The organism is Bacteroides sp., assembly GCF_052357945.1.
Classification (GTDB): Bacteria; Bacteroidota; Bacteroidia; order Bacteroidales; family Bacteroidaceae; genus Bacteroides.
Genome location: NZ_DAWCXD010000097.1, coordinates 1 through 18,894, shown reverse-complemented (window position 1 = coordinate 18,894; position 18,894 = coordinate 1). Strand labels below are relative to the sequence as shown.

The following is an 18,894-nucleotide window of genomic DNA, read 5'->3' as shown; positions in this document are numbered from 1 at the left end:
AGGTATTATCATACAATAAAGCTAGTAAGAATGAAGAAACAAGAACTTTTTAACAACGTAACAGAAGGATTCCCTTACCAACGACAGCCCCAACAGATGGGCTTGTACGATGCGGCATACGAACACGATGCCTGCGGTGTCGGTATGCTGGTTAACATTCATGGAGAAAAGTCACACGACATTGTTGAGTCGGCTTTAAAGGTATTAGAAAACATGCGCCATCGCGGTGCCGAGGGTGCGGATAACAAGACCGGTGACGGTGCAGGTATCATGCTTCAAATTCCGCATGAGTTTATTTTATTACAAGGTATTCCTGTCCCCGAAAAAGGACGGTACGGCACAGGGTTATTGTTTTTACCGAAAAACGAAAAAGACCAGGCAGCTATTCTAAGTATCATTATTGAAGAAATTGAAAAAGAAGGACTCACATTGATGCATCTGCGCAATGTGCCCACCTGCCCTGAAATTCTAGGAGAATCTGCTTTGGCAAACGAACCTGACATCAAGCAGGTGTTTATCACCGGATTTACAGAAACGGAAACGGCCGACCGGAAGTTATATCTGATCCGGAAAAGAATCGAAAATAAAGTCAGATTGTCATCTATTCCGGCAAAAGACGATTTTTATGTTGTGTCACTCTCTACCAAAAGCATTATATATAAAGGTATGCTTTCATCATTACAGCTGCGCAACTATTATCCGGACCTGACAAATAGCTATTTTACCAGCGGACTGGCATTGGTGCACTCTCGTTTCAGTACCAATACATTCCCTACATGGGGATTGGCACAGCCGTTCCGTCTGCTGGCACACAACGGTGAAATCAATACTATCCGTGGTAACCGAGGATGGATGGAAGCCCGTGAAAGTGTACTCTCCACTCCCACTTTAGGTGATATAAAAGAAATCCGCCCGATTATACAACCGGGTATGAGCGACAGTGCTTCTCTGGACAATGTACTGGAGTTCCTGGTGATGTCAGGATTGAGCCTGCCACATGCCATGGCTATGCTCGTGCCGGAATCTTTCAACGAGAAGAACCCGATCAGTGAGGATCTAAAATCATTCTACGAATACCACTCCATCCTGATGGAACCGTGGGACGGACCGGCCGCACTACTATTCAGCGACGGACGATTTGCCGGAGGTATGCTCGACCGCAATGGCCTGCGCCCTGCCCGTTATCTGATTACTAAAAACGATATGATGGTAGTGGCTTCGGAAGTCGGTGTTATGGATTTCGAACCGGGAGACATCAAAGAAAAAGGTCGCTTACAGCCCGGCAAAATCCTGCTGGTAGATACGGAAAAAGGCGAGATCTACTATGACGGCGAACTGAAAAAACAGTTGGCTGAAGCCAAGCCTTACCGCACCTGGCTATCTACCAACCGAATCGAACTGGATGAACTGAAAAGCGGGCGCAAAGTTCCTCATCACGTAGCAAACTACGACCGGATGCTTCGTACTTTCGGCTACTCCAAAGAGGACATCGAAAGGCTGATTATGCCGATGGCAAGCACCGGAGCAGAACCGATCAATTCAATGGGTAACGATACGCCACTCGCCGTACTTTCAGATAAACCACAGTTGCTTTACAACTATTTCCGTCAGCAATTTGCACAGGTAACCAATCCGCCCATTGATCCCCTTCGTGAAGAACTGGTGATGTCATTGACGGAATACATTGGAGCAGTCGGTATGAATATTCTGACGCCCAGTGAAAGTCATTGCAAAATGGTACGCCTGAATCATCCGATTTTAAGCAATACCCAACTGGATATTCTTTGTAATATCCGGTATAAAGGCTTCAAAACAGTCAAACTACCCATGTTGTTTGAGGTTGCAAAAGGGAAAGCCGGACTGCAGGAAGCACTGACCCATCTTTGTAAAATGGCGGAAGAATCCGTGACGGAAGGTGTAAACTACATTGTCCTGACCGACCGTGAGGTGGATATTACCCATGCTGCCATTCCATCATTGCTGGCAGTAAGCGCTGTTCATCACCACCTGATTTCAGTTGGTAAACGGGTGCAAACGGCATTGATCGTAGAAAGTGGTGAAATACGTGAAGTGATGCACGCCGCGTTATTGTTGGGTTTCGGAGCAAGTGCCCTGAATCCTTACATGGCATTCGCTGTCCTCGACCGACTGGTAAAAGACAAAGATATTCAGTTGGATTATACCACTGCTGAAAAGAACTATATCAAATCCATCTGTAAAGGCTTGTTTAAAATCATGAGTAAGATGGGTATCTCTACGATCCGCTCCTATCGTGGTGCTAAGATTTTCGAAGCTGTCGGTTTGAGTGAAGAATTGAGCAAGGCTTATTTTGGAGGACTCGGTTCACCGATCGAAGGTATCCGTCTGGAAGAAATAGCCAAAGATGCCATTGCTTTCCATAAAGAAGGATTTGAAAGTATTAAAAATGAAGAGTTATTAAAAAATAACGGTTTGTATGCTTTCCGTAAAGATGGAGAAAAGCACGCATGGAATCCGGAAACAATCAGCACTCTGCAATTGGCTACACGACTGGGGAGTTATAAAAAATTTAAAGAGTACACCCATCTGGTAGACGAAAAAGAGAAGCCTATTTTCCTTCGTGACTTTCTGGGATTCCGTCGTAATCCGATTTCAATCGATCAGGTAGAACCGGTGGAAAACATTCTGCATCGTTTCGTCACGGGGGCTATGTCTTTTGGTTCTATCAGCAAAGAGGCTCATGAGGCAATGGCTATTGCCATGAATAAAATTCACGGACGCAGTAATACCGGTGAAGGTGGCGAAGACGCTGCCCGTTTCCAACCGCTGCCCGATGGCAGTTCTTTACGAAGTGCAATCAAGCAGGTAGCTTCCGGTCGTTTCGGTGTAACGGCAGAATATCTGGTGAATGCGGACGAGATTCAAATCAAGATAGCACAGGGAGCCAAACCGGGTGAAGGCGGACAACTACCGGGATTTAAAGTGAACGATGTGATTGCGAAAACACGTCATTCCATTCCGGGAATTTCGCTGATTTCTCCTCCGCCTCATCATGATATTTATTCGATTGAGGATTTGGCACAATTAATCTTCGATTTGAAAAATGTAAATCCACAGGCCAAAATCAGTGTGAAACTGGTAGCAGAAAGCGGCGTCGGTACGATTGCTGCGGGTGTGGCAAAAGCAAAGGCGGACCTAATTGTCATCTCTGGTGCTGAAGGGGGAACAGGTGCTTCTCCGGCTTCTTCTATCCGCTATGCGGGTATCTCACCGGAATTGGGATTGAGCGAGACACAGCAAACATTGGTTTTGAACGGACTTCGTGGTCAAATAGTCCTGCAAGCCGACGGACAACTGAAAACCGGACGTGATGTCATTTTAATGGCTTTAATGGGTGCCGAAGAATATGGTTTCGCCACCTCGGCATTGATTGTATTAGGTTGTGTGATGATGCGTAAATGCCATCAGAACACTTGTCCGGTAGGAGTTGCCACGCAGAATGAAGAGTTACGTAAACGCTTTCATGGACGCAGTGAATATTTAGTAAACTTTTTCACATTCCTGGCACAGGAAGTCCGCGAGCATTTGGCTGAAATGGGATTCACCCGGATGGATGACATCATCGGGCGTACAGACTTAATCGAGCGCAAGTCCGATGCCAATGACCCAAATCCGAAACATGCTTTAATCGACTTCACCAAATTGCTGGCACGTGTTGACAACAGTGCGGCTATCCGTCATGTCATCGACCAAGATCATGGAATTTCTGCTGTAAAGGATGTAACCATCATCGATGCCGCACAAGAAGCTATCGAACATGAGAAAGAGATTTCTTTAGAATATACGATTGCCAATACAGACCGTGCAATAGGTGCTATGCTTTCCGGAGTAATCGCCAAGAAATACGGTGCCAAAGGATTGCCGGAACATACGTTGAATGTGAAATTCAAAGGTTCGGCAGGTCAATCTTTCGGAGCTTTTCTCGTACCGGGAGTTAACTTTAAACTGGAAGGTGAAGCGAATGATTACCTAGGTAAAGGATTGAGCGGCGGGCGTATCTCCGTATTACCTCCTATCCGCAGCAATTTCGAAGCCGAAAAAAATACAATCGCCGGTAATACCTTGCTTTATGGCGCAACAAGCGGTGAAGTATATATCAACGGCCGTGTAGGAGAACGTTTCGCTGTTCGTAACTCCGGCGCAGTTGCCGTCGTAGAAGGCGTGGGTGACCATTGTTGCGAATACATGACCGGAGGTCGTGTGGTAGTCCTCGGACAAACCGGACGTAACTTTGCAGCCGGTATGAGTGGCGGTGTAGCTTATGTATGGAACAAAGACGGCAACTTCGATTATTTCTGTAACATGGAAATGGTGGAACTGTCACTCATCGAAGAAGCCAGCTACCGGAAAGAGTTGCACGAACTAATCCGCCAGCATTACCTCTACACAGGCTCGAAACTGGCACGCATCCTGCTCGACAACTGGAATCATTACGTAGATCAATTCATCCAAGTAGTGCCCATCGAATACAAAAAAGTACTACAGGAAGAACAAATGAGAAAGTTACAACAAAAAATTGCAGATATGCAAAGAGACTATTAGACAACTTCTCGATCACCAACTATTTTTCAATTTTTAATTCTCAATTTTTAATTTATATGGGAGATCCTAGAGCATTTTTAAATATAGCTCGGCAGGAGGCGGGATATCGCCCTGTGAGCGAACGAATCACTGACTACAGTCAGGTGGAACAGACATTGAATACAAATAGCCGTAAGTTGCAGGCATCGCGTTGCATGGATTGCGGTGTACCTTTCTGTCATTGGGCATGTCCGATAGGGAACAAACAACCGGAATGGCAGGATGCATTGTACAGGGGGAAATGGAAAGAGGCTTACGAGGTGCTGTCGTCTACTTGCGATTTTCCGGAATTTACAGGACGTATCTGCCCTGCCCTTTGCGAGAAATCATGCGTATTGAAACTTTCCTGCGATCAGCCGGTGACTATTCGCGAGAATGAAGCGGCTATTGTAGAAGCGGCTTTTCGTGAAGGATATATACAGGTAAAGACTCCGGAAAGAAACGGAAAGAAAGTAGCGGTGATTGGTGCAGGTCCTGCCGGACTGGTAGTTGCCAATCAGTTAAATCTAAAAGGATATAGCGTTACTCTATTCGATAAGGATGAAGCTCCCGGAGGATTACTGCGATTTGGTATCCCTAATTTCAAACTGGACAAGAATGTAATCGACCGACGGATGAAGATATTAGCCGCAGAAGGAATCCGGTTTGAGATGGGAGTAGAAATAGATGTCAATCATTTACCGGAAGGATTCGATGCCTACTGCATCTGTACCGGAACACCAGCAGCACGTGACTTGAGTATTCCGGGACGTGAACTGAAAGGGATTCATTTCGCACTCGAAATGCTGGCACAACAGAATAGGATTCTGGCAGGACAGACTTTCCCGAAAGACAAGTTGGTAAATGCCAAAGGCAAAAAGGTTCTCGTGATAGGTGGCGGTGATACCGGTTCCGACTGTATCGGAACCAGCGTGCGACAAGGAGCCGTCAGTGTCACCCAAATAGAGATCATGCCGAAACCTCCTGTCGGATACAATCCGGCAACTCCATGGCCTCAATGGCCGGTAGTCTTCAAAACGACTTCCAGCCATGAAGAAGGTTGTACACGCCGTTGGTGTCTGGCTTCCAATCAGTTCCTCGGAAAGAATGGAAAAGTGACAGGTGTAGAAGTGGAAGAAGTGGAATGGATTCCGGCAGCAGATGGCGGACGTCCCACAATGAAACCAACAGGGAAGAAGGAAGTCATCGAGGCTGATATGGTATTATTGGCGATGGGATTCCTGAAACCGGAACAACCCAAATTTGCAAAGAATGTATTTCTTGCCGGTGATGCCGAGACTGGTGCCAGCCTAGTGGTACGCGCCATGGCGGGAGGACGAAAGGCTGCGGCGGAAATAGATGCTTATCTAATACAATAAGGTTTGCAACAGTGTACAACAAGAAGCTCGATTGCTATTATCGGTTCGTTCCATATCTGTAGAACTAAAGAATAACAGATATGGAACTAAAGGGAAACAGTTGTGGAACTAAACGATAACAATTATGGAACGAATTAAGAATAACTAGTCAGCTTCTTAGAAATAGCGAATAAACAATCAACAGATTACATTACCCCCTCTAAAAATTAAAGTTATGTGTGGAATAGCAGGTATACTCAACATCAAAGTTCAAACGAAAGAGCTAAGAGATAAAGCACTGAAAATGGCCCAGAAGATCCGTCATCGCGGACCGGACTGGAGTGGAATCTATGTAGGCGGAAGTGCCATCCTGGCACACGAACGTCTTTCCATTGTCGACCCGCAAAGTGGCGGACAGCCGTTATACTCTCCCGATCGTAAACAAGTGCTCGCCGTCAACGGTGAGATTTACAATCACCGTGATATTCGCGCTAAATATGCGGGAAAATATAACTTTCAGACCGGAAGTGACTGTGAGGTAATTCTTGCCCTTTACAAAGATAAAGGCATCCATTTTCTGGAAGATATTAGCGGTATCTTTGCTTTCGTTCTTTATGATGAGGAAAAGGATGAATTTCTAATTGCCCGTGATCCGATAGGGGTTATTCCTTTATATATAGGAAAAGATAAAGAGGGAAAAATCTACTTCGGCAGCGAGTTGAAAGCCCTTGAAGGATTTTGCGACGAATATGAAATATTTCTCCCCGGACATTACTTCTATAGTAAAGAGGGAAAAATGAAACGTTGGTATTCGTGCGACTGGACAGAATATGAAACCGTAAAAGAGAATGATGCACAAACCGTTGATGTGAAAATAGCATTAGAAGAGGCTGTACACCGCCAGTTAATGAGTGACGTACCGTACGGAGTGCTTCTTTCGGGCGGGTTGGATAGTTCTGTCATCTCCGCCATTGCCAAAAAATATGCGGCAAAGCGTATAGAAACAGACGGAGCGAGTGATGCGTGGTGGCCTCAACTCCACTCCTTCGCCATCGGACTAAAAGGTGCTCCCGATTTGATTAAAGCACGTGAAGTGGCTGAATATATCGGTACTGTCCATCACGAAATAAACTATACTGTTCAGGAAGGTTTGGATGCCCTGCGTGATGTCATTTATTTCATCGAGACATACGATGTAACCACGGTACGCGCTTCCACTCCCATGTACCTACTGGCACGTGTCATCAAATCGATGGGTATCAAAATGGTGTTGAGCGGTGAAGGCGCCGATGAAGTTTTCGGTGGTTATCTGTATTTCCACAAGGCTCCCACTCCACAGGCATTCCACGAAGAAACAGTACGTAAACTTTCAAAGTTGCACATGTACGATTGCCTCCGCGCCAATAAAAGTTTGTCAGCATGGGGAGTAGAAGGACGTGTTCCTTTCCTTGATAAAGAATTCCTCGACGTAGCCATGAACCTGAATCCGAAAGCTAAAATGTGCCCCGGAAAGGAAATTGAGAAACGGATTGTTCGCGAAGCCTTTGCCGAGATGTTACCGGAAAGTGTGGCGTGGAGACAAAAAGAGCAGTTCAGTGACGGTGTAGGATATTCATGGATTGACACATTGAGGGAAATCACAGCTGCTGCTGTGAGCGATCAGCAAATGGAACATGCTGCCGAACGCTTCCCTATCAACACGCCACAAAATAAAGAAGAATACTATTATCGCAGTATCTTTGAAGAGCATTTCCCCAGTGAAAGTGCAGCACGCACCGTACCCAGTGTTCCCAGTGTGGCCTGCTCCACAGCAGAAGCGCTGGCGTGGGATATTGCTTTCAGGAATCTGAATGAGCCTAGCGGACGTGCGGTGAGAGGAATACACGAAGAGGCCTATACTTAACTGATAAGAATAACAGAATCTGTTCTTTCTGTTATTCTTTTGTAACATTTCTATTTTAAAATCTCAAGGATTAACGCAGATTAGCATATTATTGTCTGATTTGCGTTTTCTTTTTTATAATTTTGAGGCCAAACCAAATTAAATCTATCAAACTTTTAAAAGACCAAACAAATGAATTTAAAAAAAATGATGATGGCTTCTGCCCTTCTAATGGTTGCTTGCTGTATGCAGGCACAGACAAAAGTGATAGCCCACCGTGGATTCTGGAAAACTCCGGGATCATCACAAAACAGTATTTCATCACTTCTAAAAGCAGATTCCATCGGTTGTTACGGTTCAGAATTTGACGTATGGATCGCTAAGGATAACAAGTTGGTGGTCAACCATGATCCTGTATACAAGATGAGACCGATGGAGTATTCCAAAGGTGACGCACTGACCGGACTTAAATTATCCAACGGAGAAAACTTACCCAGCCTGGAACAATATCTGGAAGCCGGGAAAAACTGTAATACCCGACTGATTCTCGAACTGAAAGCACATAGCAATAAGAAACGGGAAACCAAAGCCGTACAGGGAATCCTTGCCATGGTGAAGAAAATGGGACTGGAAAACCGCATGGAATATATCACGTTCTCCCTGCACGCCATGAAAGAGTTTATCCGCCTGGCTCCTGCCGGTACTCCGGTATTTTACCTTAACGGAGAACTGTCTCCCAAAGAATTAAAGGAACTCGGTGCTGCCGGTCTTGATTATCACATGGGAGTGATTAAGAAACACCCCGAATGGATCAAAGAAGCTCATGAACTCGGCTTGAAAGTAAATGTGTGGACTGTGGACGAAGTGGAAGATATGAAATCGCTGATCGAACAGAAAGTAGATTTCATTACCACCAACGAACCAGTTATCTTACAAGAAGAACTGAAAAAACATCAATAAGATAAAATCATTACAAAGTAAACTATTTAATATCCGTCTTTAAAGAAACAGCTCGTTCCTTTAAAAGAAACAGGGTGTTTCTCGGTGTCGAACGGGTGGTTCCTTTAAAAGGAACCACCCGTTTCTTTTAAAGGAAAAATGAGCTTTCATAACAAACTAAATACCAGCATATTAAGAACACCCATTTTTTTCATTTGAAAAGAAAAAGGTCTTTTCTATATATGCCAATAAAAGATTACAAACGATTTACTGGAAATCATCTAATACCTCTTTCAACTCTCCTACCGTAAGCTCTCCTACCTGTCTCCATAATTCATGTCCCTTATGCAATAAAAGAAAGGCGGGCACTGTTTCTACATTATGTGCATCGGCTATTGTTCTATTTTCTTCAGCATTCACTCTAATCAATTCTACAGTTCTCTTTTCGTAAGTCCGAAGCACAGGACCTATCCACTCATAATGAGGTGACCAGTCGGCATAAAATACTACCAACACCAAATGGTTGGTCTTAACTGCTGTTTCTAATTGTTTCTCTATATTCATATCTCTACGTTTTTATATTAATGATAGTGCTAAAACAATGAATACAGAAAAAGGTTCTTCAGCATATCCGGTGAGCAATATGATAGATAAATAGGGGTTTTCACTTTCATATCGTCAAAAGGAAAAGGATATATTTCTTGTTTTTATAGCTGATTTCACCGATTATCAAGGCTAAATATTCTTCATATATTATGGAAGAATATGCAAAACAATTCATCCAAATAACAGTTTATTAATATATAAATAGGTATAATTTCAAATTATAACTAAATGTGGCCGTATATAAAGCGATTATAAGTTTGAAGAAAATAAATAGATATTAGATATACTTTTTAGTAAAATATAAAGCAAAAAGTCATATCTTTGCATCGTAATAAAACAAAAGGTTACAACAACTAACAAATATCAATCAAAATGACAACAAAGATTAAGTTCACAAAAATGCATGGAGCGGGAAATGACTACATATATGTAGACACAAGCCAATATCCGATAGCCGACCCTGCAAAGAAGGCAATCGAATGGAGCAAGTTTCATACAGGAATCGGAAGTGATGGACTTATATTGATTGGTGTCTCTGATAAAGCGGATTTCAGCATGCGCATTTTCAATGCGGACGGTTCGGAAGCTATGATGTGCGGTAACGGAAGCCGTTGTGTAGGCAAATATGTATATGAATACGGCTTGACTGACAAAACAGAAATTACGCTGGATACACGATCAGGAATAAAAATCCTGAAACTGCATGTAGAGGGAAAAACAGTTAGTGCAGTCACCGTAGACATGGGTAGCCCGTTGGAAACAGAAGAGATTCAGTGGGGAGGAAAGTATCCTTTCCGGTCAACCAAAGTATCAATGGGTAATCCGCATCTCGTCACATTTGTTGAGGACATCACCCAGATTAATTTACCGGAAATCGGTCCTGAACTGGAGAATCATCCTCTTTTTCCCGACAGAACCAATGTGGAGTTTGCACAGATTGTCAGCAAAGACACCATACGGATGAGGGTGTGGGAAAGAGGATCGGGAATCACTCAAGCTTGCGGGACAGGTGCTTGCGCCACAGCAGTAGCCGCCTTCATCAACGGACTTACAGGAAGAAAAAGCGATGTAATCATGGATGGAGGGACAGTCACCATTGAATGGGATGAAATCTCCGGACATATATTAATGACCGGACCGGCAACCAAAGTTTTCGATGGGGAGATTGAGGATAAGTAATAAGTATCAGGTATTGAGTATTAGATTTCGCAGAACTTAAAACAATAACAAGATGGCATTAGTAAACGAACATTTTTTGAAGTTACCGGGAAGCTATTTATTCTCGGACATAGCGAAAAAGGTAAATACCTTCAAGATAACACATCCTAAACAGGATATTATCCGGTTGGGTATCGGTGATGTCACCCAACCGCTTCCGAAAGCGTGTATCGAAGCCATGCACAAAGCGGTAGAAGAGCTGGCCAGCAAGGATACATTCCGCGGATATGGTCCTGAACAGGGATATGATTTTCTGATTGAAGCAATTATAAAAAATGACTTTATTCCACGTGGGATTCACTTCTCGGCATCCGAGATATTTGTCAGTGACGGTGCCAAAAGCGATACCGGAAATATAGGCGATATTCTTCGCCATGACAATAGCGTAGGTGTTACAGATCCCATCTATCCGGTTTATATAGACAGCAATGTCATGTGCGGACGCGCCGGAGTGTTGGAAGAAGAGACGGGCAAATGGAGTAATGTTACTTATATGCCTTGCACAAGTGAGAACAACTTTATTCCGGAAATTCCGGACAAACGGATAGACATTGTTTATCTCTGCTATCCGAACAACCCGACAGGAACGACCTTAACCAAACCGGAACTGAAGAAATGGGTGGACTATGCATTGGCAAACGATACATTGATTCTGTTCGATGCCGCTTATGAAGCATATATCCAGGACGAGAATGTCCCCCACTCTATCTATGAGATTAAGGGAGCTAAAAAGTGTGCAATCGAATTCCGTAGTTTTTCAAAAACGGCAGGATTTACCGGAGTACGCTGCGGATATACCGTAGTTCCGAAAGAGCTTACTGCCGCCACATTGGAAGGAGACCGCATCCCACTCAACAGATTGTGGAACCGCCGCCAGTGCACCAAGTTCAACGGTACTTCTTACATTACTCAACGGGCAGCAGAAGCCGTTTACAGTGCAGAAGGCAAAGCACAGATTAAAGAAACAATCGGCTATTATATGACCAACGCCAAAATTATGAAAGAGGGATTGGAAGCCACAGGACTGAAAGTGTATGGAGGAGTCAACGCTCCCTACTTGTGGGTGAAAACTCCGAACGGGCTTTCGTCATGGCGATTCTTCGAACAGATGTTGTATGAAGCCAATGTGGTCGGTACCCCTGGTGTAGGCTTCGGACCAAGCGGTGAAGGATATATCCGCCTGACTGCCTTTGGCGAACGTAACGACTGTATCGAAGCAATGAGAAGAATAAAAAACTGGCTATAAGATAGTATTTCGCGCGCTACTATATACATGGACCGTACATCCACATTTTTCTAACTTAAAGGTAAAAAGACGATGAAAACGACGATTAACAAAAAATGGGGAGTAATAATAGTAGCATTATTACTGACAGGGTTTGCTCCATCTGCAATGTTGGCGCAAGATAAAGTGGAAGCTTCCGTTGGAGCCGATCTGGTGAGTGGTTACATCTGGCGTGGCCAGGATTTAGGCGGAGTTAGTATTCAGCCTTCATTGGGAATCGCTTACAAGGGTTTCTCACTCGGAGCATGGGGATCGGTAGGGTTCGAATCGACAGATACGAAAGAGTTCGATTTAACTCTCGGCTATTCGACGGGTGGTTTTAGCGTTTCAGTGACGGATTATTGGTTTAATACCCAAGTAGCAACTAACAAGTATTTTAAATACGGAGCTCATTCAACGGCTCATGTATTTGAAGCACAAGTCGGATATGACTTCGGACCACTGGCAGTCAACTGGTATACAAATTTTGCAGGTGCCGACGGCGTGAAAGAAAATGGTAAAAGGGCTTATTCTTCTTACCTCGCACTTAGCGCACCATTCAAATTGGGAGGTCTCGACTGGACAGTAGATTTAGGTATGGTTCCTTGGGAGACAACTTTCTACAATGGCTATACAAGTGGGTTCTGCGTATCAGACGTAAGTCTCGGAGCTTCCAAGGATATCAAAATCACAGATTCCTTCTCCGTTCCGGCATTTGCCAAGGTATCTGTCAATCCACGGACAGAAGGAGCCTACTTCGCATTCGGATTAAGTTTTTAAGAGAGAGAATATAGAATATCAAAGAGCGTATAGGGATCAGGTAGTTAGAGTTTAGATTTTATCGGTTTGTTGTATGGTAACCTACTATGGCTGCCACACCCTATACCTCTTTCTTTTACAGGTCAACACTAATATTTAAGGTATATGAAAAAGATTGAAGCTATTATCCGTAAAACCAAATTCGAGGACGTGAAAACGGCTCTCCTCGAAGCGGACATCGAATGGTTCTCTTACTACGATGTAAGAGGCATCGGGAAAGCCCGGGAAGCCCGTATCTATCGCGGTGTTATGTACGATACAAGTTCTATCGAACGTATCCTGATCTCTATTATAGTACGCGACAAGAATGCAGAAAAGACCGTACAAGCTATTTTAAAATCCGCACACACGGGAGAAATCGGAGACGGACGTATTTTCGTTATTCCTATTGAAGACGCCATCCGCATCCGTACCGGCGAGAGAGGAGATATCGCACTCTACAACGCAGAACAAGAAAGATAACTCTTTCTCCCCAACAGCTATCCGTATAACTAATAATGTAAAATCATCATGAGTAGACATATTATATATGCCATTTCCAAAATTGGAATCATGGCAGCCATCATTATGGCCTGTTTATTTGCTCCCAGTGCTTATGCACAAGACACTGTAAAGTTATCAGAAGAGATAACAATTGTAGAAGAAACTCCTGTTCTCAACAGCGGCAACACAGCTTGGCTTATCGTAGCTACCATTCTCGTTTTATTAATGAGTATTCCCGGTATCGCATTGTTCTATGGCGGATTGGTACGCCAGAAAAATATATTGAGTATCATCATGCAGACATTACTCATTGTCGGTGTAGTCAGTATATTATGGGTCACTTTCGGTTATAGTTGGGCATTCGGTACCAGTTTTATGGAATCAGGCAATCCGTTGGGAGCCATTATAGGAGGATTCGACAAAGCATTCCTCCACGGAATCACCATCAATACGTTAACAACCGGGGATATTCCCGAACTGACATTCGTCATGTTCCAATGTATGTTCGCCATCATCACGCCTGCACTTATCCTGGGAGCATTTGCCGAAAGAATCAAATTCTCCGGATACATGGTATTTATTATCCTCTGGGTAATATTGGCTTACTTCCCGATGGCACATTGGGTATGGGGAGGCGGATTCCTTCAGCAAATGGGAGCCATCGATTTTGCCGGTGGTACGGTAGTGCATATCAATGCCGGAATTTCAGCCCTTGTTATGGCGATCATGCTGGGGAAAAGAGAGGATTACCGGATCGGTCACCCGATTACTCCGCATAACATCACCTTCGTATTCATGGGAACGTCTTTCCTGTGGCTGGGATGGTTTGGATTCAATGCAGGAAGTGGCTTGGCTGCCGACGGACTTGCAGCCAACGCTTTCATGGTAACGCATATTGCCACAGCTGTTGCAGCAGTCACTTGGATGCTTATTGACTGGTTCTGCAATAAAAAACCGACAACGGTAGGTGCATGTACAGGTGCAGTGGCCGGATTGGTTGCCATTACCCCGGCAGCGGGCACGGTAGATTTATTGGGTGCTTTCTTTATCGGTCTGATTACTCCGGTTATCTGCTTTTTCATGGTAGCGGTAGTGAAGCCCAAATTCAAATACGACGACGCACTCGACGCGTTCGGGGTACACGGAATCGGTGGTATCGTAGGTTCTATCCTTACCGGAGTCTTTGCCACTCAATATATCACTGGTGAAGGCGGCGTAGAAGGAGCTCTTTATGGTGACTGGCATCAGTTGTGGGTGCAGATTGTCGCAACAGTAGTCTCTATCTTATTCAGTGCGGTCATCACTTTTGTTCTTTACAAAATTGTGGATTCACTCATCGGTATCCGCGTCGACAGACGGGTGGAAGAAGAGGGACTTGACATCTATGAACATGGAGAATCCGCATACAACAGTTAAAACAGAGAAACTCTAACATATTTAACAACAAATCAAATCAGGTATTATGTCAAAACTTAGATTCAGAGTAGTAGAGACAGCTTTCAAAAAGAAAGCTGTTGAGGTAGCAACCCCTGCCGAACGTCCTTCGGAATACTTCGGAAAGTATGTATTCAACAAGGAAAAAATGTTCAAATACCTTCCCAGTAAGGTATACAATGCACTGATTGATGCAATTGACAACGGTGCTCCGCTAGATCGCAGCATTGCCGACGAGGTAGCTGCCGGCATGAAGAAATGGGCTATCGAAATGGGTGTCACTCATTACACACACTGGTTTGCACCGCTGACCGAGGGTACGGCAGAAAAGCACGATGCTTTCGTCGAACATGACGGTAAAGGTGGCATGATGGAAGAATTTACAGGCAAACTGCTTGTGCAACAGGAACCGGATGCTTCTTCTTTCCCGAATGGCGGAATCCGCAATACATTCGAAGCGCGTGGTTACAGCGCATGGGACCCCTCATCACCCGCTTTCATCGTGGATGATACGCTTTGCATCCCAACTGTGTTTATTGCATATACCGGCGAAGCTCTCGACTATAAAGCTCCCTTGCTGAAAGCATTGCGTGCTGTAGATAAAGCTGCTGTAGACGTATGTCGTTACTTCAACCCGGAAGTGAAAAAAGTAGTTGCTTACTTGGGCTGGGAACAGGAATACTTTCTGGTAGACGAAGGATTGTATGCCGCACGCCCGGACTTGCTAATGACCGGTCGTACTTTGATGGGACATGACAGTGCCAAAAACCAGCAGTTGGAGGACCACTACTTCGGTGCTATCCCCACCCGCGTAGCCGCTTTCATGAAGGACCTCGAAATTGAAGCGTTAAAGTTGGGTATTCCTGTTAAGACCCGTCACAACGAAGTTGCCCCGAACCAGTTCGAGTTAGCCCCCATCTTTGAAGAGTGTAACCTTGCTAACGACCATAACTTGCTGATTATGTCATTGATGCGTAAGGTTAGTCGCCGTCATGGTTTCCGCGTACTGCTTCATGAAAAACCTTTTAAGGGCGTCAACGGATCGGGTAAACACAACAACTGGTCGTTGGGAACTGACACGGGCATTTTATTAATGGCACCGGGTAAGACTCCGGAAGATAACCTGCGTTTTGTTACCTTCGTCGTAAACACATTGATGGCAGTTTATCATCATAACGGATTGTTGAAAGCTTCTATCTCCAGCGCTACCAACGCCCACCGTCTAGGAGCTAATGAGGCACCTCCTGCCATCATCTCCTCTTTCCTTGGGAAGCAATTGTCGCAGGTATTGGATCACATTGAAAATAGTACGAAAGATGATTTGATTAGTCTTAGCGGCAAACAAGGAATGAAGTTGGATATTCCGCAGATTCCCGAATTGTTGATTGATAATACTGACCGTAACCGTACCTCTCCTTTTGCTTTCACCGGAAACCGTTTTGAGTTCCGTGCCGTAGGTTCCGAGGCAAACTGTGCATCTGCCATGATTGCATTGAACTCTGCCGTAGCAGACCAATTGGTGAAGTTTAAGAAAGATGTGGATGCTTTGATTGAAAAGGGAGAACCTAAAGTGTCTGCCATTCTCGAAATTATCCGTGGATATATCAAGGAATGTAAAGCGATTCATTTTGACGGCAATGGTTACAGCGACGAATGGAAGAAAGAAGCAGCCCGTCGTGGACTGGATTGCGAAACCAGTGTTCCTGTTATCTTCGATAATTACCTGAAGCCAGAAACCATTGCCATGTTCGAAGCTACCGGCGTAATGACAAAGAAAGAACTAGAAGCCCGCAACGAAGTGAAATGGGAAACGTATACGAAGAAGATTCAGATCGAGGCGCGTGTATTGGGTGATTTGGCTATGAACCATATCATTCCGGTGGCCACTCAATATCAAACGGATTTAATTAATAATGTCTATAAGATGCAATCTCTTTTCCCGGCAGAAAAGGCAGCGAAATTGTCTGCTAAAAACCTGGAACTTATTGAAGAGATTGCCGACCGCACAGCCTTCATCAAGGAGCATGTAGATGCAATGATTGAAGCTCGTAAGGTTGCGAACAAGATAGAAAGCGAACGGGAAAAAGCCATTGCCTACCACGACACGATCGTTCCGGCACTGGAAGAAATCCGCTACCACATCGATAAGTTGGAACTCATTGTTGACAACCAGATGTGGACGCTTCCGAAATACAGGGAACTGTTATTTGTGAGATAGAAAAAAAGAACGGTGAACGATAAACGGTGAACGGCGAACAAGTTGTATTGCAACGCATTTACCGTTTACCACTCACAGTTCACCGTTATGAAATTATCTATTTCTTTTGTTGGTTGTTTTAAGTTTGCGGGGAGGGGTGCTGTGAAGCAGTCCTCTTCTTTTTTATTCGATTATCTTTGCATCCTCAATATCATCATCGTCATGTACCACCGGAGTCTTCGGACGACGACGGGTAAACTTGAACCAGTTGATTAATTCGGTAAGCGAATAAACCAAACTACTCACACCAATAATTATAAATGCAGTATTACGTGCTCCTGTCGGATTAAACAAAGCGATGATACCCGCAATAAGAATCAATGAAGGAACCAGGTAAAACGCTCCCGGAACGGGTATCCACCGACGTGCCATCGATAAAGAAGCAATCTGTTGCACTCCTCCCATTATCAGGATAAATCCCAATAAAAACATCAGAACATCTGCAAAGAATTCAGGCATCACAATCAACCAAAGTCCAAATAATAAACTGCCGATTCCTTCTATCGGGAAACGGGGAGCCGCTTCACCTTCCTGTCTTTTCCGGCCGAAATAACCAAAAAGGCTGATAACACCGGGAATCAAAAAGGCAACACCAACCGTAATGACAATATAGCTGGCAGCCGCATTTGGCCAAATAACGAGCACCAATCCTATTACAAGTGCAAAGAGAATACGAATAAGGGAATAATTCATTGTTTTCATAAATTCTATATTTTTTAACCGAGTCTGTTTCAATACTTTTGCGAATATAAGTGTTTCTACTGATATATAAAAATAACAAATAAACATTGTAATAAGTTCGTAATAATATCGTTATGACGATTACATCTCGCATTGATATTTCTGCAGAAAATTTAAACAGTTCTCTTTCAGTATGAAACAATATAAGTTGAAACCGGACCAGACCGATGTTATTGTTCCTACCATCGGACTGTCCGACGGTATCATCGATAGTCTGTACACGCAAAATATGAACAAGGTTTAATTCTCTACAATCTTGATGCATCAATACAAAAAGCTCCTGATACTAGTGTATATTCAAACTTTGTATCGGGAGTTTTTGTCTCATCTTGCTATAATGCACAGATTCGTCCTTAAAGAGATAAATATTCGAATTTTGTTCTTTATATTTGTGCAACTATATATTTGAAATAAGATGGATATAAAACTTAGAATTGAGCAACCTTCGGATTATAATGAAACCGAAAATGTCACACGGGAAGCCTTTTGGAATCATTTTTCTCCGGGGTGTGACGAACATTATCTCCTCCATATCATGCGTAACCATCCCAAGTTTGTACCGGAACTCGATATTGTTGCAGAACTTAATGGCAAGATTGTCGGCAATGTGGTCTGCCTTAAATCATTTATCATGGCGGATGACGGTAACCAATATGAAGTATTGAGTCTGGGGCTCATTTCTGTTCTTCCCGAATATCAACAGAAAGGTATTGGAAGAAAAATGATTGCGCTAACCAAAGAACGAGCTTTCGATATGGGATTTCGTGCCATTTTACTTTGCGGTGATCCAGATTATTACCTCCGGCAAGGATTCATTCCTGCTGAAACATTAGGGATTCGCACCGAAGATAATATGTATGCCACAGCTCTTCATGTTTATGAATTATATGATAATGCTTTAGCCAACGCTAAAGGACGTTACATAGAAGATGAAATATATCAGGTCGATAAATCAGCTGCTAATGAGTTCGACAAGCGATTCCCTCCAAAGGAAATTATAGTTGGCACTCCGTCACAAAAGCGATTCGATCAGATAGTAGTGATGCGGAGAAAAGCGATTTAAGGTTGAATAAACTTAAATCGCTTGATTTGTACATTACGGAAGTTCTATCGTGCTATGCCATCAAGCAACTATTATTCAACATAGCTACTATCTTTGTCTCTTCATAGTTACAAAGCATTAAAATATATAATTGTGACAGAGAGAAAAAATGCCTTAACAATTGATGAAACCTATCTTATAGAAACTATAGTTTACAAAAAGTCACCATTGACACTTTGTAATTCTTAATCT

14 protein-coding genes and 1 pseudogene are annotated in these 18,894 nt (G+C 43.7%); 13 read left to right on the top strand and 2 right to left on the bottom strand.

The genetic code is table 11. The features are described from left to right. Nucleotides 1-30 precede the first annotated feature (30 nt). The 5 genes from gltB (at nt 31) to ACT8YW_RS15975 (ending at nt 8,799) form a co-directional block, all read left to right on the top strand. Nucleotides 31-4,581 (top strand): glutamate synthase large subunit, encoded by a 4,551-nt coding sequence (gltB, locus tag ACT8YW_RS15995; RefSeq protein WP_444106094.1) that lies wholly within the window; start codon nt 31-33, stop codon nt 4,579-4,581. Then, nucleotides 4,556-4,618, top strand: coding sequence for a hypothetical protein (locus ACT8YW_RS15990; protein WP_369523983.1), 63 nt, complete (start codon nt 4,556-4,558; stop codon nt 4,616-4,618). Before gltB ends, ACT8YW_RS15990 begins: the two co-directional genes overlap by 26 nt. Before the next feature lie 19 nt (nt 4,619-4,637). Then, on the top strand, nt 4,638-5,978 hold the full coding sequence (locus ACT8YW_RS15985; RefSeq protein ID WP_444106092.1) for a glutamate synthase subunit beta: 1,341 nt from the start codon (nt 4,638-4,640) through the stop codon (nt 5,976-5,978). A 214-nt stretch (nt 5,979-6,192) separates the two neighbouring features. Next, the gene (gene asnB / locus ACT8YW_RS15980; protein WP_444106090.1) at nt 6,193-7,860 is read left to right on the top strand and encodes an asparagine synthase B; all 1,668 of its coding nucleotides are present in this window, start codon (nt 6,193-6,195) and stop codon (nt 7,858-7,860) included. Nucleotides 7,861-8,031: 171 nt separating this feature from the next. Further along, complete coding sequence (locus ACT8YW_RS15975; protein ID WP_004300081.1) at nt 8,032-8,799, top strand: glycerophosphodiester phosphodiesterase family protein; 768 nt, start codon at nt 8,032-8,034, stop codon at nt 8,797-8,799. A gap of 246 nt (nt 8,800-9,045) precedes the next feature. On the opposite strand, the gene ACT8YW_RS15970 is transcribed toward ACT8YW_RS15975, so the two are convergent. Further along, nucleotides 9,046-9,342: a thioredoxin family protein gene (locus ACT8YW_RS15970; protein ID WP_004300083.1), complete on the bottom strand. Its 297-nt coding sequence runs from the start codon at nt 9,340-9,342 to the stop codon at nt 9,046-9,048. A gap of 414 nt (nt 9,343-9,756) precedes the next feature. On the opposite strand from ACT8YW_RS15970, the gene dapF reads away from it, so the two are divergent. The 6 genes from dapF to ACT8YW_RS15940 all read left to right on the top strand — a co-directional run bounded on the left by dapF (nt 9,757) and on the right by ACT8YW_RS15940 (nt 16,820). Next, entirely contained in the window at nt 9,757-10,563 is an 807-nt protein-coding gene (gene dapF / locus ACT8YW_RS15965) for a diaminopimelate epimerase (RefSeq protein WP_008651586.1), read from the top strand. A 52-nt stretch (nt 10,564-10,615) separates the two neighbouring features. Continuing rightward, the gene (locus ACT8YW_RS15960) at nt 10,616-11,848 is read left to right on the top strand and encodes an LL-diaminopimelate aminotransferase (protein ID WP_004303699.1); all 1,233 of its coding nucleotides are present in this window, start codon (nt 10,616-10,618) and stop codon (nt 11,846-11,848) included. A gap of 72 nt (nt 11,849-11,920) precedes the next feature. Then, nucleotides 11,921-12,646, top strand: a complete 726-nt coding sequence (locus tag ACT8YW_RS15955) for a hypothetical protein (protein ID WP_444106087.1) — start codon at nt 11,921-11,923, stop codon at nt 12,644-12,646. Nucleotides 12,647-12,790: 144 nt separating this feature from the next. Then, nucleotides 12,791-13,147, top strand: coding sequence for a P-II family nitrogen regulator (locus ACT8YW_RS15950; RefSeq protein ID WP_004300089.1), 357 nt, complete (start codon nt 12,791-12,793; stop codon nt 13,145-13,147). A gap of 48 nt (nt 13,148-13,195) precedes the next feature. Then, complete coding sequence (locus ACT8YW_RS15945; RefSeq protein ID WP_444106085.1) at nt 13,196-14,584, top strand: ammonium transporter; 1,389 nt, start codon at nt 13,196-13,198, stop codon at nt 14,582-14,584. 46 nt (nt 14,585-14,630) lie between these two features. Continuing rightward, nucleotides 14,631-16,820 (top strand): glutamine synthetase III family protein, encoded by a 2,190-nt coding sequence (locus ACT8YW_RS15940; RefSeq protein WP_444106083.1) that lies wholly within the window; start codon nt 14,631-14,633, stop codon nt 16,818-16,820. A gap of 162 nt (nt 16,821-16,982) precedes the next feature. Here the strand turns inward: ACT8YW_RS15940 and ACT8YW_RS15935 are convergent, their stop codons facing one another. Then, nucleotides 16,983-17,561, bottom strand: coding sequence for an HdeD family acid-resistance protein (locus tag ACT8YW_RS15935; RefSeq protein WP_444106081.1), 579 nt, complete (start codon nt 17,559-17,561; stop codon nt 16,983-16,985). 172 nt (nt 17,562-17,733) lie between these two features. On the opposite strand from ACT8YW_RS15935, the pseudogene ACT8YW_RS15930 reads away from it, so the two are divergent. Next, nucleotides 17,734-17,844: pseudogene (locus tag ACT8YW_RS15930) on the top strand (Ppx/GppA family phosphatase); the annotation flags it as partial. A gap of 171 nt (nt 17,845-18,015) precedes the next feature. Further along, nucleotides 18,016-18,663, top strand: a complete 648-nt coding sequence (locus ACT8YW_RS15925; protein ID WP_444106079.1) for a GNAT family N-acetyltransferase — start codon at nt 18,016-18,018, stop codon at nt 18,661-18,663. Nucleotides 18,664-18,894 lie beyond the last annotated feature (231 nt).

What these genes read in the sequence shown, in the direction of transcription:
- ACT8YW_RS15945 (WP_444106085.1), top strand. Translation starts at nt 13,196, where the DNA reads ATGAGTAGACATATTATATATGCCATTTCCAAAATTGGAATCATGGCA.
- ACT8YW_RS15955 (WP_444106087.1), top strand. Translation starts at nt 11,921, where the DNA reads ATGAAAACGACGATTAACAAAAAATGGGGAGTAATAATAGTAGCATTA.
- ACT8YW_RS15925 (WP_444106079.1), top strand. Translation starts at nt 18,016, where the DNA reads ATGGATATAAAACTTAGAATTGAGCAACCTTCGGATTATAATGAAACC.
- ACT8YW_RS15970 (WP_004300083.1), bottom strand. Translation starts at nt 9,342, where the DNA reads ATGAATATAGAGAAACAATTAGAAACAGCAGTTAAGACCAACCATTTG.
- asnB (WP_444106090.1), top strand. Translation starts at nt 6,193, where the DNA reads ATGTGTGGAATAGCAGGTATACTCAACATCAAAGTTCAAACGAAAGAG.
- ACT8YW_RS15935 (WP_444106081.1), bottom strand. Translation starts at nt 17,561, where the DNA reads ATGAAAACAATGAATTATTCCCTTATTCGTATTCTCTTTGCACTTGTA.
- ACT8YW_RS15975 (WP_004300081.1), top strand. Translation starts at nt 8,032, where the DNA reads ATGAATTTAAAAAAAATGATGATGGCTTCTGCCCTTCTAATGGTTGCT.
- gltB (WP_444106094.1), top strand. Translation starts at nt 31, where the DNA reads ATGAAGAAACAAGAACTTTTTAACAACGTAACAGAAGGATTCCCTTAC.
- ACT8YW_RS15985 (WP_444106092.1), top strand. Translation starts at nt 4,638, where the DNA reads ATGGGAGATCCTAGAGCATTTTTAAATATAGCTCGGCAGGAGGCGGGA.
- ACT8YW_RS15940 (WP_444106083.1), top strand. Translation starts at nt 14,631, where the DNA reads ATGTCAAAACTTAGATTCAGAGTAGTAGAGACAGCTTTCAAAAAGAAA.
- ACT8YW_RS15950 (WP_004300089.1), top strand. Translation starts at nt 12,791, where the DNA reads ATGAAAAAGATTGAAGCTATTATCCGTAAAACCAAATTCGAGGACGTG.
- ACT8YW_RS15960 (WP_004303699.1), top strand. Translation starts at nt 10,616, where the DNA reads ATGGCATTAGTAAACGAACATTTTTTGAAGTTACCGGGAAGCTATTTA.
- dapF (WP_008651586.1), top strand. Translation starts at nt 9,757, where the DNA reads ATGACAACAAAGATTAAGTTCACAAAAATGCATGGAGCGGGAAATGAC.